Source organism: Streptomyces sp. NPDC051173, from assembly GCF_040689515.1.
Taxonomy (GTDB): Bacteria; Actinomycetota; Actinomycetes; order Streptomycetales; family Streptomycetaceae; genus Streptomyces.
This window is the reverse complement of sequence record NZ_JBFBBD010000006.1, coordinates 61,641-76,935: the sequence shown is the minus strand read 5'-3', so window position 1 is coordinate 76,935 and position 15,295 is coordinate 61,641. Positions and strand designations below refer to the sequence as shown.

12 protein-coding genes are annotated in these 15,295 nt (G+C 71.9%); 6 read left to right on the top strand and 6 right to left on the bottom strand.

Features of this window, described 5'->3' with window-relative positions:
- The first annotated feature begins 154 nt into the window (after positions 1-154).
- Positions 155-1,357, top strand: a complete 1,203-nt coding sequence (locus AB0435_RS06100; protein ID WP_366426319.1) for a serine hydrolase domain-containing protein — start codon at positions 155-157, stop codon at positions 1,355-1,357.
- A gap of 81 nt (positions 1,358-1,438) precedes the next feature.
- Here AB0435_RS06100 and AB0435_RS06095 read toward each other — a convergent pair whose 3' ends face one another.
- Positions 1,439-2,995: a phospholipase D-like domain-containing protein gene (locus AB0435_RS06095; protein ID WP_366426318.1), complete on the bottom strand. Its 1,557-nt coding sequence runs from the start codon at positions 2,993-2,995 to the stop codon at positions 1,439-1,441.
- A 415-nt stretch (positions 2,996-3,410) separates the two neighbouring features.
- Between AB0435_RS06095 and AB0435_RS06090 the strand changes: the two genes are divergently transcribed.
- Both AB0435_RS06090 and AB0435_RS06085 read left to right on the top strand, forming a co-directional pair.
- Entirely contained in the window at positions 3,411-4,442 is a 1,032-nt protein-coding gene (locus AB0435_RS06090; RefSeq protein WP_366002692.1) for a tetratricopeptide repeat protein, read from the top strand.
- 210 nt (positions 4,443-4,652) lie between these two features.
- Positions 4,653-5,702, top strand: coding sequence for a polyprenyl synthetase family protein (locus AB0435_RS06085; RefSeq protein WP_366426317.1), 1,050 nt, complete (start codon positions 4,653-4,655; stop codon positions 5,700-5,702).
- Positions 5,703-5,842: 140 nt separating this feature from the next.
- Here the strand turns inward: AB0435_RS06085 and AB0435_RS06080 are convergent, their stop codons facing one another.
- The 5 genes from AB0435_RS06080 to AB0435_RS06060 all read right to left on the bottom strand — a co-directional run bounded on the left by AB0435_RS06080 (position 5,843) and on the right by AB0435_RS06060 (position 10,687).
- Positions 5,843-7,399 carry an alpha/beta hydrolase gene (locus AB0435_RS06080; protein ID WP_366002566.1) on the bottom strand — a complete coding sequence of 519 codons (1,557 nt, stop codon included), beginning with the start codon at positions 7,397-7,399 and terminating at the stop codon, positions 5,843-5,845.
- A 124-nt stretch (positions 7,400-7,523) separates the two neighbouring features.
- On the bottom strand, positions 7,524-8,603 hold the full coding sequence (locus AB0435_RS06075) for an alpha/beta hydrolase (RefSeq protein WP_366002567.1): 1,080 nt from the start codon (positions 8,601-8,603) through the stop codon (positions 7,524-7,526).
- Between the two features lie 144 nt (positions 8,604-8,747).
- The gene (gene hemC, locus AB0435_RS06070) at positions 8,748-9,683 is read right to left on the bottom strand and encodes a hydroxymethylbilane synthase (RefSeq protein WP_366002568.1); all 936 of its coding nucleotides are present in this window, start codon (positions 9,681-9,683) and stop codon (positions 8,748-8,750) included.
- 274 nt (positions 9,684-9,957) lie between these two features.
- Positions 9,958-10,410, bottom strand: a complete 453-nt coding sequence (locus AB0435_RS06065; protein ID WP_366002569.1) for a cupin domain-containing protein — start codon at positions 10,408-10,410, stop codon at positions 9,958-9,960.
- Positions 10,411-10,471: 61 nt separating this feature from the next.
- Positions 10,472-10,687, bottom strand: coding sequence for a hypothetical protein (locus AB0435_RS06060; RefSeq protein WP_366002570.1), 216 nt, complete (start codon positions 10,685-10,687; stop codon positions 10,472-10,474).
- A 177-nt stretch (positions 10,688-10,864) separates the two neighbouring features.
- Here AB0435_RS06060 and AB0435_RS06055 point away from each other — a divergent pair, with 177 nt between their 5' ends.
- From AB0435_RS06055 to AB0435_RS06045, 3 genes are all read left to right on the top strand, one after another.
- The gene (locus tag AB0435_RS06055) at positions 10,865-12,142 is read left to right on the top strand and encodes a histidine kinase (protein WP_366426316.1); all 1,278 of its coding nucleotides are present in this window, start codon (positions 10,865-10,867) and stop codon (positions 12,140-12,142) included.
- On the top strand, positions 12,139-12,825 hold the full coding sequence (locus tag AB0435_RS06050; RefSeq protein WP_366002572.1) for a response regulator transcription factor: 687 nt from the start codon (positions 12,139-12,141) through the stop codon (positions 12,823-12,825). Before AB0435_RS06055 ends, AB0435_RS06050 begins: the two co-directional genes overlap by 4 nt.
- Before the next feature lie 311 nt (positions 12,826-13,136).
- Positions 13,137-15,230 (top strand): PIG-L family deacetylase, encoded by a 2,094-nt coding sequence (locus tag AB0435_RS06045; RefSeq protein WP_366426315.1) that lies wholly within the window; start codon positions 13,137-13,139, stop codon positions 15,228-15,230.
- The last annotated feature ends 65 nt before the right edge of the window (positions 15,231-15,295 follow it).

Genomic DNA, 15,295 nt, shown 5'->3' with positions numbered 1-15,295 from the left:
TTTAGTCGCCTTTGAGCGCTCCGGAAACTCCCCCTGGAGGACGGGCCGCGCATGGCCGGATTCCGGCCCCGCGGCCAAAGCGGCTCAACCGGCCGGGCGTTGGACGAGTCCTGCTCCGTGCACCTGTCCGTAGGAAAGGGAGGGGCCGAAGAGCATGAAGGTACGCACGATTCACAGAGCGCTGATGGGGGCACTGGCCACCGCCGCGGTGACCGCGACCGCCCTCACCGCACCCGCCTCGGCCGCGGGCCGCGGCACCGATCCGCACGCCGCCACCCGTAGCGCGATGGAGGCCCAGGTGCGGGCCGGGGTGCCCGGAGTGCTGGGGCGGAGTGTGGGGGAGGACGGGATCTGGCAGGGGTCGGCGGGGGTCGCGGACCGCACCACGCACCGGCCGCGCGCGGCGGAGGACCGCTTCCGGGTCGGCAGCATCACCAAGGCGTTCACCTCCGTCGTCCTCCTCCAGCAGGAGGCCGAGGGCAGGATCCGGCTCGACGACACGGTCGACCGCTGGCTGCCGGGCGTGGTCCGGGGGCACGGCCACGACGGGCGCGACATCACGGTCCGTCAACTCCTCAACCACACCAGCGGGATCTTCAACTACACCGAGGACGCGGCGCTCCGGAAAGACCTCACCTCGGGCTTCTACCAGCACCGGTTCGACGTGCACACCCCGCGGCAGCTCGTGGACGTCGCCATGGCCCACGCGCCGGACTTCCGGCCCGGTGCGGGCTGGCACTATTCCAACACCAACTACGTCCTGGCCGGCATGATCGTGGAGAAGGTGTCCGGCCACTCGTACGCCTCCGAGGTCACCCGGCGCGTCCTCGATCCCCTCCACCTGCGGGCCACCACCTTGCCGGGCACCTCGCCGTGGATGCCGAACCCGCACGGACGGGCGTACGGGAAGCTGGACAGCGCCCCGGACGCGAAGATCCACGACGTCACGGACTTCAACCCGTCGTGGGCGTACTCGGCGGGCGAGATCATCTCCACGACGGGCGACCTCAACCGCTTCTACCACGCGCTGATCGGCGGCAAGCTCCTCCCGGAGCGCCAGCAGCGGGAGTTGCTGACCACGGTGCCGACGGGCGGGGAGAGCCCCGACATGGCGTACGGGCTCGGCGTCTTCACCACGACGCTGTCGTGCGGGGTGAAGGTGTGGGGCCACGAGGGCGGCATCCCCGGATCGACCTCGGTCGTCGCCTCGACGCCGGACGGCCGGCACACCGCGGCGTTCAATCTCAACGCGGACTGGACGGGCGATCCCATGGCCCTGGTCCAGGCGGAGTACTGCGGCGTGGTGCCCGGCACCACGCCGTCGCGCCTGTCGGCGCCCCTGGCGACGATGCGCTGACGACGCGCTGACCACGCGCTGAGCATGCGGGAAGGCTCCTGCCGGACGTCCGGCAGGAGCCTTCCTCCGTCATGGGCCGGGTCAGCCCTGGCAGACGCCTCGCTCGTAGTCGAACGTGGCGGTCGCCTTGGAGAACTGCCACTGCGGGGCGAGCAGCTTGGCGTCGAGCTGCTTGGCCGCCTCCGGGCTCTCCACGATGTACCCGAAGTCCTGGAGCCAGGACGGGTAGAGGTTCTTGGAACCGATGTAGAAGGCGGAGTCGTCCACGGAGACCAGCTTGTGGTGCTGCGCGTACGGCTTGCCGTCGGCCCACTTGGCGCTGTCGGAGCTACGGGCGGTGGCGAGCTGGAGGTTGGAGCACATCGCCGCCTTGGCACCCCGCTCCCCGCCGGTGATCAGCGCCAGGCGGTTGCGCAGCAGGTCGCTGACCTCGGACAGCGACTTGATCTGCGAGTAGCCGCCGCTGCCGACCGCACCGCGGTTGGCCGGGTCGCTGACCACGATGCGGACCTTCACGCCGGCCGCCATCTTCGCGGCCAGGGCGTCGTAGAGGCGGACGTCGTAGCGCGGCAGCGGCGGGCAGGTGGCGTTGAGGTCCTGCTGGGAGATCTCGACGTGGCTCTTCGCGCTGCCGACCAGCGCCCGCAGGGCGCTCTCCTCGGGGTTGACCGTGTCGTAGTCACGGTCGGCGTTGGTGTTGTCGTGCAGACCCACGACGCACTTGGTGTCGGAGGCGCTCGGCAGCTCCGGGCGGAACGAGGAGGACGCGTCCTTGTCCTTGATGCCGACCCCGAGACCGCCGACGGCAATCACCGGCACATTGCCCGTGGCGGCGGCCGCCTTGGGGTTCTCGTCCTTCTCCAGCGTCGGCATGCAGCCGGCGCCGTTGGACGAGGCGAACCAGACGCTCGCGATGTTGCCCTTGTTCTGGCACGTCCAGGACCAGAGCGTGTCCAGATAGCGTCCCGCCGAGCCGGCTGCGGGGCCGGTCAGCGCGAGGTCGACGTCCGACACCGGGTGGGCCGTGTCGACGTAGTCGTCCTTCCAGCCGTTGATGCCACCGGTGACCGCCGACTCGCCGTCCACGACGAGGAGCTTGGAGTGGTTCCACGAGAACGCGGTCTTCGACGTGGTCATCGACGCGACATTCAGCGTGACATCGCCGGCGGCCTTGCCCAGCTTGGAATTGAGCTCGTCACGGTATTTCGACGGCACCACATTCAGGTGGTAGACGGGGGCGGCGCCGACGAGTATCCGGACCTTCGGCTTGTTGCCGGATTCCACGGACGCTTTCAGACCCGCGACGATCGCGTCCTGGAAGGCGCCGTTGGGGAAGGGCGCGAGCGTGGATATGTCGACCGTGCGCTTCGCCTTGGAGATGTTCTCGGTCATCTTGGCGAGCAGCCGCTTCGTGCCCGGGCGCTCGGCGCACTTGTCGTCGCCCCAGCAACCGGGGGTCTGGAGCAGCCAGTCCGTCGGATCGGCGGCGGAGGCGTCCAGCTTGTTACCGCTGGTGCGCTCCCATACGTCGCCTTCGAGCCCCGGCGAGACCTGACGCAGTGTCTGCTCCACGGCGTCGAGGTGCGGCGTGCCCGAGCCGTCGGCGGAGTCCGCCATGGCCGGCGCGGCGGGCAGCACGGCGAGCGCTATGGCCGAGGCCGCCGCACTCCCTGCGAGACGGTTTAAACGGCGGAGCCGAAGGCGAGCCAATTTCGCATCCTTATCGAGGTGTCAAGTGGGTAACGCCCTGAAGTTATCAGTTCCGCGGGAGTGCGCCGTCACTCGCCGGAAGGGTTCGGGCCCCCCATCCGGCTGTCCGGAAGATCGTGCTCGCGGCCCTTGACAATGGCAGGAATCCCACACCGGACTTCCCTGGGTAACCCCGAGACCCGTCAGGGGTATTCGTACATCTCGCGTATGACCCGGCGCCCGTCCGCCGGTCTTCGGATGTACGGCACACGGGCTCCTGGTCGGATGCCGGGCCGCCCTCCCCCGCCATAGCTTCTTGATCAGCGGCTGACCCGCCGTCGATCGACCCGAAGTGAGGCAGACCATGTACGGCAAGGCATTCGCACCCGAATACCGGGGTTCGCTGGGCGACCTCTCGGTGAACGCCTCGCTGGAAGAGGTCCTCCAGACGGCTCTGGCGAGACGCCGGGAGGCCGAACTCGGCGACGAGGCACTGGAGTCGGCGCACGCCGGGCTCGCCGTCGCCGAGGCGTACCGGCGGCTGGGCCGCGTCGCGGAGGCGGAGGCCGCGTGGAAGGCCAGCTACCGCGCGGCGCGGCGGGCCGGGGACCGCGGGGCGATGGCCTGGGCGGTGTGGAGCGGCGGGACCCTCGCCCGGCAGCGCGGCGCGCTCGCCCTGGCCTGGCGCTGGCTGTCCCTGGCCGCCGAACTCGCCGAGCAGGGCGGGGACATCGTGGCCCGCGGCTACTCCCTCGCCGGGCTCGCCGAGACGGGCCGAATACAGGGCGACTACCAGGCCGTCGGCGAACTGCACGAGAAGCTGCTCGCCGAGGCCAGGCGGCGCGGCGAGGCCCGGCACACGGTGTGGGCGCTGGAGGGCATCGCGCAGATGCACCGCAACACCGGTTCGTACGACACCGCCCTGGCGATGTTCGAGGAAGCGGCCGCGATAGCCGGCGGAGCCGACGACGCCCGCGGCCGCGCCTGGGCCCTGCGGGGCATCGCGGACGTGCTGTCCGTACGGGGCGAGACCGAGCGGGCCCTGGCGCTGCTCTCCGAGGCGGAGGCCACCTGCCGGGAGATGCGGCTGGTGAGCGCGCTGGCGTACAACCACAAGATGCGCGGCAACGTCCTCTTCCGCGCGGGGCGTTACGCGGAGGCCGAGGTCTGTTACAGCGGCGCCCTGGAGGAGTTCCGGGCCATGGACGAGCCGCGCGGTACGGCGCTCGCCCGGCTGGGGTGGGTCAAGGCCCGGGCCCGACTGGGCCGCGACACGGCGGAGACCGCCGCCGACCTCGACGAACTCCACCGCACGCTCGGCGCGATCGGGCTGCTGCACGCGCGGGACATGGTCGACAAGGCACGGGCCGAACTCGGCGTCCTGCCCACCGGCTGACGCCTGAGCGCTCCGCTGGAAGTCCGGTGCATCGTCCGCGGGTGGGTCGTGGCCGGTCGCGCCCGCGCGGCGGAGCCGCACGATGTCACAGTCCCGCGCCCCTTCGGGACGCTACCGAACCGCACTTCGTCAAGCCCACTCAGCCGTGTCCAGTCTGCGGGTCGTACACAGACGCCAACACCAGAAGAACCGCCACAGAAAGAAGCCGCCATGACCACGCACGCCGGACCACGGACGACCGCGCCCAGCGCCCTCGCGCGCTGCCGGGCGTCCGTCGAACCCGCGCTCAGAGCGGCCGTCGAGAGCCTGCACCCCCAGCCGCGCCGGATGGCGTCGTTCTCGTTCGGCTGGTGCGACGCCGACGGCACGCCGAGCGCGGGCGCCGGCGGCAAGGGGGTGCGACAGGCACTCGCCGTCCTCGCCACCGAGGCGGTGGGCGCGCCGGCGGAGCCGGGCGTGGCCGCCGCTGTCGCCGTGGAGTTGATCCACACCTTCTCCCTGGTGCACGACGACATCATGGACGGCGACGAGCGGCGGCGGCACCGGGACAGCGTGTGGAAGGCGTTCGGTACGGGCCCGGCCGTGCTGACCGGCGACGCGCTCTTCGCCCTCGGGGTGCAGACGCTGGCCGGGACCGGCGGTCGGCACGGAGCGGCGGCCGTGGGCCGGCTCGCCGAGACCCTGGGCGATCTCGTCCACGGCCAGGCCGACGACCTGCTGTTCGAGTCCCGGCCGTGGACGGGGCCGGGTTCGGTCGGCATACCCGAGTACCGGGCGATGGCGGACCGCAAGACCGGGGCCCTGCTCGGGTGCGCGATGGCGCTGGGCCCGGTGCTCGCGGGTGCCGCGCCGCCGGTGGTGGGGGCGCTGTCGGAGGCGGGCCGGCGGCTGGGGCTGGCGTTCCAGGCGGTGGACGACCTGCTCGGGATCTGGGGCGACCCGCGGACCACGGGCAAGCCCGTCCACAGCGATCTGCGCCGCCGGAAGAAGACGCTGCCCGTGCTGGCCGCGATGGCCCTGGACGGCACGGCGGCCGAGCGGCTCGCCCGGCTGCTCGGCTCGCCGGAGCCGCTGTCCACGGCGGACGCGGCCGCGGCTTCCGCGATCGTGGAGGCCGCGGGGGGCCGGGAGTTCACGATGGAGGACGCCCGGCGGCATGTGGCGGCGGCGTACGACTGCCTGGACTCGGTGCCACTGGTGGAGAGCGCGAGAGACGAACTCGTCGCACTCTCCGGGTACTTCCTGGAACGGCGGCTTTGAGGCGGACCCTCAGGGCCTGACCGGCAGACCTTGTGATCGGGTGCGGGTCCATTGCCACCTGCGGCGGCGATGCCGTCGGTGCCCCCCACGGGATGAATCGCGCACCCGCACCCGGCCGACAAGGCCGGCCCGGACTCCGCCTAGCCCTGGCCCCCAGGTACCGGAAGCGGAGCGCCGTGGCACGTGATGTCGCGCGCCGGGAGGTTCCCCTTGAGGAGGTAGTCGTTCACGACCGAGTCCACGCACGCGCTCCCGTCCTGGTACTGCCCGTGGTCGCCGCCGTCGACCGTGACCAGGCGCGAACCCCGCAGGGCGCGGTGCGCTCGGAGCGCGCCCTCGTAGTGCGTCGCCGGGTCGTGGCGGCCGTTGAGCATCAGAATCGGCGGCAGGCCCTTGCCTGTGATCTTGATCTGCGGCGCCTTGGACTCGGGCCAGTTGGCGCAGACGGCGGTGTAGGTGAGCTCCCTGGCCCCGGCGAGCGGGTACTTCGCCGCGTCCTTGGCCGCGCTCTTGACCCAGTGGCCGGTGTCGCGGTTCCAGGGGGTGTCGCTGCACGTCACCGAGAAGAACTCGGCGAAGAAGTCCGCGCTCGCGGACTGCCCGAAGCCCTTGTCGATCATCGCCCGCTCGTCGGCGGTCGCCCGGTCCCAGTGGTCGAGGGCGGCGAGCGACTTCGCCAGGGCGGGGAAGTTGCTCCCGTTGTACATCGCCGAGATGACGACGCTGTCGAGCCGGTTGGGGTCGATGACGGCCTTGCCCTCGGCGATCGGCAGCGGGTGGTCGTGCAGCGCGCCGCGCAGCTTCTCGTACTTCGCTCCGGCCTCGGCGGCGGTGCGCCCGTAGTGGTAGGTGTCGTCGTACTTCGCGAGCCACGGCAGGAAGTCCTGCTCGAAGCGGCGCTGGAAGCTCAGCGGCTGGCCCTCCTCGTGCTCCGCCCAGGTGCCGGCGGCGTCGATGTTGCTGTCCAGCACGACGCGTTCGACCCGCTGCGGGAACTCCGTCGCGTAGTACGCGCCGATCACCGTGGCGTAGGACGGCCCGTAGTAGGAGACCTTCTTCTCGCCGAGCAGCGTGCGGTAGAGGTCCATGTCGTGGACGGTCTGGTCGGTGGTGATGTAGTTCATCAGGTCGCCGCTGCGTGCGCGGCAGCTGTCCACGAACTTGCGGGCGTTGTCCAGTTCGCGCCGCACGGCGGCGGGCGAGCGGTCCCGGGAGTCGCCGTCGAAGTAGTCCTGGAACTCGGCGTCGGTCTCGCACCGCACCCGCGAGCTCTGCCCGACACCGCGCTGGTCGAAGCTCACCACGTCGTAGGCCGCGCCGATGGACGGCGCTTTCTTCACCAGGCTCGCCGGGCGCGGCAGCCCCTGCCCGCCCGGGCCTCCCGCGGCCATCATGAGCACGCCCCGGCGTTGCGCCGGGTCGCTCGCCCGCTGCCGTGACACCGCGATGGTGAGGTCCTCACCCGTGCCGGGGTGGTACCAGTCGCGGGGCACCTTCATCTGCGCGCACTCCAGCGAGCCGCCCGATCCGCAGGGCTGCCACGCGAGCTTCTGCGCGGTGTAGCGCTGCGGTACGGGCGGCGGCCCCGGGGTCTTCGCGACCGCGGTGGCCGCCGGAAGCACTGCGACCGCTATCGCCGTCGCCATCGCACCCGTCACGGCGGAGCGGGCCGACCGCGACTTCCTGAACTCGAACATCGATCCTCCTGGGGCGTTTTTCCTACGCCTCAGATGCTCGCGTGCGGGAAGGCCGCGATCGATCCCACTGGTATCCGTTGTGGGGGTGGCACCAGCTACACCCCCTGAAGGTCAGGGCCGGGGGCTACTTGAGAATGTTGACCTCCGGATAGGCCGCCGACGGCCGGTCGAGCAGCGGGCTCGGCCTGCCGCGCAGCTGGCGGTCGAGGAAGGCGGCCACATACGCCCTGGTGAGCGCTGTCGCACGGGCGGCGTGGAGGGTCCCGAACGAGCCGGGTACGTCCTTCGGCGGGATCTGCGCGGGCATGCCGAAGCGGTCCACGATCCAGGGGACGTCGGTGAAGGTCATGTGACCGCCGTCGGGCACGTCGAGCCAGCGCTTCCAGCCCGTCAGGTGGCTCCAGTTGCGTTCCCAGTCCCTGGCGTCCGCGGCCCGGTGCGCGCCCAGGAGCAGGACCGGCCGGTTCAGGCCCTTGGCGGGCGGCTCGGTGAAGAAGTCTCCGTCGAGGTTGACCGCGGCGTCGACGCGCGGGTCGTCGCGCATGACCTCGACCGCGCTCGCGCCGCCGATGGAGTGCCCCGCGACGGCGATCCGGTGCCGGTCGACGCGCAGCTGACCGCGGGGGCCGGTGAGCTGGTCGAGCAGGAACCGGATGTCCTGGGCGCGGTTGCGGACGACGGCGGCCGGGTCCATCTTCTGGCAGATCAGGCAGGGTTCGACGCGGCCGCCGGGGAACTCGACCGGTGCCTCGTAGGTGTGGTCGAGCGCGGCGACCGCGTAGCCGCGGGAGGCGAGGTCCTCGCCGAGCCCGGTGAGGGTCAGCCGGCTCATCCCGAAGCCGGGCGACAGGACGACCAGCGGCCTGGCCGCCGGCGCGGGGCGCGCGCCGGCGACCGCGTGGGTCCGGACACCGGCCAGCGCGTCACTGCCCAGCATCGCCTTCGACAGGGCGGGCGACATGTACGGCGCCGGGGTCTCCCGGGAGGGCAGGGCCGGATACCAGAGCGAGACCATGAGCTCGCGGTGGCCCGCGGCGGGCTTCCAGGGGTCGACGCGTGAGCTGTCGACCAGGTGCAGGGTCTTCGTGCCGAGCGGCTGCCGCGTCGTCGGCGCGGGTGTCTCGACGACGGACCTGCCCGGCGCGTCCGCCGCGGCGGCCGGCACGGAGGGCGCGGCGAAGGCCAGCAGGAGGGCGGCGGCCACGAAGGACCGCCGCGATGTCTTCCGGTTCGGGAGAGAAGCTTTTCTCAACATGATCAACACCGTACGGGCCCCGGAGCGCCCCGGTCGGGCCAGGGCCCTCTGTCCGGAGAGGACCGGGCTCCGGGGCGCGGCGCGAGGGGCTGCTCAGTGCGCGATGCTGTCGATCAGTTCGCGCGCGCCCTGGCGCAGCAGGGCAACCGCCACCGAGGTGCCGAGAGTGGCGGGGTCGAGGGGCCCGGCCCATTCGTGGGCGTTGAGGACCGTCTTGCCGTCGGGGGTGAACACCCTTGCCCGCAGCGACAGATCGCCGCCACGCTCGGCCCGCGCGTATCCGGCGATGGGGCTGTTGCAGTGGCCTTGGAGGACGTGGAGGAACATCCGCTCCGCGGTCGTCTCGCGGTAGGTGGCGGGGTCGCCGAGGCCGCTGACCGTGTCGATGACCGAGGTGTCGCCCTCACGGCACTGGAGCGCCAGGACGCCCGCCCCGATCGGCGGGCACATGATGTCGACCGACAGGGTCTCGCTGATCACGTCGACGCGGCCGATGCGCTCCAGGCCGGAGACGGCGAGCAGCAGGGCGTCGGCATCGCCCGCGGCGAGCTTCTCCAGGCGCCTGTTGGCGTTGCCGCGCATCGGTACGCACTCGAGGTGCGGGTGGGAAGCGGCGAGTTGGGCGGTACGGCGCACGGAGGAGGTGCCGACGCGGGTGCCCGCGGGCAGCGCGTCCAGGGTGAGGCCGCCGGGGTGGACGAGCGCGTCGCGGATGTCGTCGCGCTTGAGGAAGGCCGCGAAGATCGTGCCCGCGGGGAGCGGCCGGTCGGCGGGGATGTCCTTGACGCAGTGCACCGCGAGGTCGGCCTCACCGGCGAGGAGGGCGGCGTCGACCTCCTTGGTGAACGCCCCCTTCCCCTCCACTTGCGAGAGGTCGCCCATCCATTTGTCGCCGGTCGTTCTGACGGGGACGACCTCGGTACGGATGCCGGGATGGAGCGCGGTCAGCTCGGCCCGTACGCGCTCCACCTGTGCCAGGGCCATGGGTGAGTCGCGGGAGACGATACGGATCAGTTCAGGGGCGGACATGTCGCCCACGATAGACCGTGGGAGGTGCCCGTCACCGACCGGCCCTGACGCCCATCTGACTGATGTGGCAAGGGGTTTGACGGAGTCGCGCAGGCGTGCGACGCGATCACTTGTGCGCGAACCGCCAGTCGCATCAGTCACATCAGCCGGTCAAAGCTCCGCTGGCCACCACCTCTTTCCCCTCCATTTCTTTTCGGATCTTTTCGGATCTTTTCGGATCCCTCCGGGTCTCTTCGGGTCTCTTCGGGTCTCTTCGGAGTCTCTTCGGAGTCCTCTATTTCTCCTCGGAGTCCTCGAAGTCCTGGAAGTCGAAACCCGGGGCCACCACGCAGGAGACCAGCACCGGTTCGTCACCCGCCGGCTCCGCGGACTGCCAGCGGCCGCCGGGGACCAGGAACTGCGGCCGCTCGCCCCGGTCGACCGCGGCGCCCAGCACGGCCTCGGTGGTCCCGCCCTCGCCCGGGACCTTCCCTTCCCCTCCCAGCCTGATCCGCAGCGGGCCGCCCGTGTGCCACAGCCAGAGCTCGTCCGACCGCACCCGGTGCCAGCGCGATGCCTCGCCGGGGTGCAGCAGGTAGTAGATCCCCGTCGCATAGGCCCTCGGGCCGCCGTATCCGTCGGGGAAGGCCTCGGTGGTGGTCCGCCACGTCTCGCGATACCACCCGCCCTCGACGTGCGGCCGGAGGCCGAGGGCCGCGACGAGCCCGGAGATGTCCGCCATCGTCATCCATGCCTTTCCTCGTGGGGTTGGTCCGGGTCATTCCTTCCCTGTCGGGCCCCGCCTGACCTCACTTCCCGGATTCGCCCTTCACCGAGTCCGAGGCGATCAGCACGGCCACGCCCAGCACGGCGAGCAGGATGCCCGCGTATATCTCGTACCCCTTGAGGAATCCGATGTAGCGCACGACGCCCCAGATCCGGAACCAGCCGGTCCATTCATGGACGACGGTGCTGATGCCCGCGATGAGGAGAGTGGCTCCGACGCCCTCCAGCAGTTTCTTCATGACCACGATCCTCCCGCCACCGCGCGGCCCGGACATCGCCCGGAGGTCGGCGGTCCACGACCGGAGGTAGCGGGTTCACCGGGCCCGTTCCGACCAAAGTCTGCGGTCGTGCGACTTTGGTCGCGGGCCGCTGTCCGGCGCCCCCGCGAGGACCGGCCGCTCAGTAGATTTGTGTGCATGAACAGCGAGCGGGCACAAGACATGATCCAGCCGGACGCGGCCTATCCGTGGCTGCTGCCGTCCGCGGTCATGGAGCCGCGGGCGGGCGGCGGGCGGGCGCGGCGGACCGCGCGCGACTGGGCCGTCGACATCGTGTGCCTCGCCTTCGCCGCCCTCTTCGGACTGCTGGTGGCGGATGACGCGCGGGCGTCCGCCCAGGTGTCGGACGGGGCCCTCCTCGTCGATCAGATAGTGGGGGCCGCGGCCTGCACGGCGCTGTGGCTGCGGCGGCGGTGGCCCACCGAGCTGGCCGTGGCGCTGGCGGTGGTGAGCGCCGTGACACCGTGCGCGGCGGGCGCGCTGCTGGTGGCCGTGTTCAGCGTGGCGGTGCACCGTCCGTTCCGCGCGGTGGCGGTGGCGGGCGGGCTGGCGCTGGCCAGCCAGCCGGTCCAGGCCATCGTCCGCCCGGATCCCGGGCTGGGGTTCATGGGGGCGTCCGCGATCGGGATGCTGCTGGTCCTCACCATGATCGGCTGGGGCATGTTCGTGCGGTCCCGCCGGCAGCTGGTGCTGTCGCTGCGCGAGCGCGCCGTGCGCGCGGAGGCCGAGGCCGAGTTGCGGGCCGAGCGGGCCCAGCGCCTCGCGCGGGAGAGCATCGCACGGGAGATGCACGACGTGCTCGCGCACCGGCTGTCGCTGCTGTGCGTGCACGCGGGCGCCCTGGAATACCGGCCGGACGCGCCCCCCGCCGAGCTTGCGCGCGCCACCGGCGTGATCCGCAGCAGCGCGCACCAGGCCTTGCAGGATCTGCGGGAGGTGATCGGCGTGCTGCGGGCTCCCGAGAGCGCCGCCGCCTCCGAGGGCACGCCCGGCGCCGGGTCCGGGCCGGACGCCGACCGGCCGCAGCCGACCCTCGCGGCGCTGGAGGAGTTGCTGGAGGAGTCCCGGCAGGCGGGCATGGCCGTCCGCCTCGACCAGAAGGTGGCCGATCCGCTGCGGGTGCCCGCGGCCACGGGCCGTACGGTCTACCGGATAGTCCAGGAGGCCCTGACCAACGCCCGGAAGCACGCCCCGGGCGCGGAGGTGGGCGTGGTCGTCGGGGGCTCGCCGGCCGAGGGTCTCACCGTGGTGGTCACCAATCCGCCCGGGTCGGTCGAGGGCGCGGCGGTGCCCGGATCCGGGCAGGGGCTCATAGGTCTCGCCGAGCGCGCCACCCTGGCCGGCGGTCGGCTCGAGCACGGACCCGCACCCGACGGCGGTTTCCGGGTCCGCGGCTGGCTACCGTGGCCGGTATGACCACCGCACCGCCGCCCCGGCCGATCCGTGTCCTGCTCGTCGACGACGACCCGCTCGTCCGGGCCGGGCTGTCATTCATGCTGGGCGGTCTGGCGGACATAGCGATCGTGGGTGAGGCTGCCGACGGCACCGAGGTGGCCGGCCTCGTCGACCGGCTCTCGCCCGATGTGGTGCTGATGGACATCCGCATGCCGTCGATGGACGGGCTGGCCGCCACCGAGCTGCTGCGCGGCCGGGAGCACGCGCCGGAGGTCATCGTGCTGACCACGTTCAACGCGGACGAGCAGGTGCTGCGCGCCCTGCGGGCGGGGGCCGCCGGGTTCGTCCTCAAGGACACCCCGCCCGCGGAGATCGTCGACGCGGTGCGCCGGGTGGCGTCGGGGGCGCCGGTGCTCTCCCCCACCGTGACACGTCAACTGATCGCCAGGGTGACGGACGGTGAGCGGGTGGACACTCATGGCAGTGAGGCGCGAGGCAAGTTGGCCCTGCTGAACGAACGGGAACGGGAGGTCGCGGCCGCCGTGGGGCGCGGGCAGTCCAACGCGGAGATCGCGGCCGCGCTGTATATGAGCGTGGCCACGGTCAAGACACACGTCTCCCGCATCCTGACGAAGCTCGATCTCAACAACCGGGTCCAGATCGCCTTGCTCGCCCACGACGCCGACCGGTCCGGCACGGCCTGAGGCCCTCGCGGCCCGCCCCGGGCCCGGGTTCCGGGCCCTTGCGTCCAGGGGGTCGCGTTGCCCAACCGCCTGGGAACCTACATCCGGCCGTGCGGCGGCTGTTACAAAACAGCAGGGAAACGGCAGGTGGCGGGTCATAGGATCGAACTCTCGATCAGGGGGTGGTCCGTTCCCGTCCCCATCGCGTTCGACTGTTTGATCACCACGCGCTCTTGGCGCAGGAGAGTAGGGGGACACCTGTGCCAGGGCACATACCGCGTCGTCGAGTGCTTCAGGTCGCCGGCGGGGGCCTTGTCGTCGGAGCGGGTGCCGTGGGCGCCTGGCAGTGGCTGGCTCCCGAGGTCAAGAAGACCGGCACGGACGGCGGCGCCCCGGTGCGTGCCGCGAAGACGTCGACGTCCGCGTCGTTCGTCCATGTGATCGCCCACCCCGACGACTCGCTCTACTTCATGAACCCGGAGCTGGAGCAGTCCATACTCAGCGGCGCGCCCGCCGTGACCGTGTGCCTGACCGGCGGCGAGTCCGACGGCCGCAACGCGCTCTCCAAGGCCCGTGGTTACGACCGCATGCCGATGAAGCGGCCGGAGTTCGTCCGCGCCCGGGTCAACGGCTTCCGTGAGGCGACGGCCCAGATGGCCACCGGCAACTCCCTCAGCCCCTGGGACGTGGAGACCCTGCGTCTCCTGCCCGGCTTCGAGGTCGAGCTGCAGACGCTGCGCGCCGCCCCCCACGTTCAGATGATCTTCGTCGAGCTGATCGAGGCGCGGTCGCTGCGCTCCCCGCACAAGGACAGCCTGCGCGGCCTGTGGCTCGGGGCGACGCCCAGGCTCACCACGCTCACGCCGACGGGCGGCCCCGTCACCCGCACCTACCAGTACGGGCGCCGGCAGCTGATCGACACGCTCGCCGCCGTCTTCGAGCGCTATCAGCCGACCGTGGTCCGCACCCTCGACCCGAACCCCGCGCACCTGGCGAGGCAGCCGGAGTACCGCAACACCCCGCCGGTCCTGGACGGCATCTACAGCCACGACCACCAGGACCACACCACCTCCGCCTTCTTCGCCCAGGCCGCCCTCGCGGAATACTGGGGCCGCAAGCACTCCCGGCCCACCGCCGTCGAGAGCTACGTCGGCTACGAGGTCGACGTGCTGCGCAGCAACCTCGACAAGGCCACCACCGACCGCAAGGTCACCTTCCTCGACATCTACGGCTGGGCCGACCACGGCAAGAACTGCGGGGACCCCGCGGGCTGCGGCGACCGCAAGGTCGGCAATCTGTCCGCCACCAAGTACCACGGCTGGTCGAGCAATTGCCGCCACCGCGCCCCGGGCACCATGCGCTGGGTGCAGCCGCTGCCCGACGGCCGGCTCGCCGCCTTCGGGATCCTCGACGGCGCCGCGCAGTGCTGGACCGAGCGCAAGGCGGGCAGCGGCATCTGGTCCGCGCCCGTCGCGGTCGGCGGCAGCATGCTGGAGGGCCAGATAGAGGCGGTGCGGCATCAGGACGGCTCGCTCCAGCTGTTCTCCATACGCACCGTGCTCCCCGTGAACGACAAGCCGCACCGCCGTGAGGTCGTCACCGCCCTCCAGAGCGGCAAGGGCCCGGGCGGCGCCCCGGCGTTCGGTCCCTGGCAGTCCCTCGACTCCCCCGAGGACGACCCCCGCCGCTCGATGGAGGTGGGCTACCCGGTCGCGGTCGTGGCCAAGGACGGTACGGTCTTCGTCCTCGTCCGCAACTACGACGGTGGCATCAGTTTCCGCAGCGGCACCGGCGGCAACGGCTGGACGGGCTGGACCCCGCTGCCGGCGGCCGGGCCGCGGACGAGGCTGGAGGACGGCCTGGACGCCGTCGTCGACGGCGACGGCCGGATCCATGTCGTCGCCGCCGACACCAAGACCGTCCACCACTGGATGTCCCAGGGCCCCGACGGGCCGTTGCAGCCGGCCGCCCCGACGCGGCTGCCCGCCACGACCGGCCCGCTGTCCCTGGCCCCCCTCTCCGGCGGCGGCATACGCATGGCCATGCGCCAGCCGGACACCTCCCGCATAGTTGTCGCCGACCGGCTGACGGACAGCTGGAAGGTCTCCGCGGAGTGCGCCTCGGTCAGCGGCTACGGCCGCGTCGCGCTCGCCCAGGCGGGCACCGCGACGGTGCTCGCCGCGCGGGACGGCAAGGGCCTCGTCCGGCTGTCGGCCGGTTCGGGCCGCCCCGGCCCCTGGGCGGACGAAGGCATACCGCACCGCGGCACGGCCGGCATGACCCAGGACGCCAAGGGCCGTACGGTCGCCGTCGTCCTCGGCATGGACGGCAGACTCAGCAGCGCCCGGCACACGGGCTCGGGCAAGTCCGCGTTCACGGACTGGCTCTCGCACGACGGCACGACCCAGGCCGACCTGGAGTCGTGACCCCGGTGCTCGGGACGGGCTTGTCGCGGTGCGCGGCAAGCCCGTCCGGCATTTCATGACCAGGC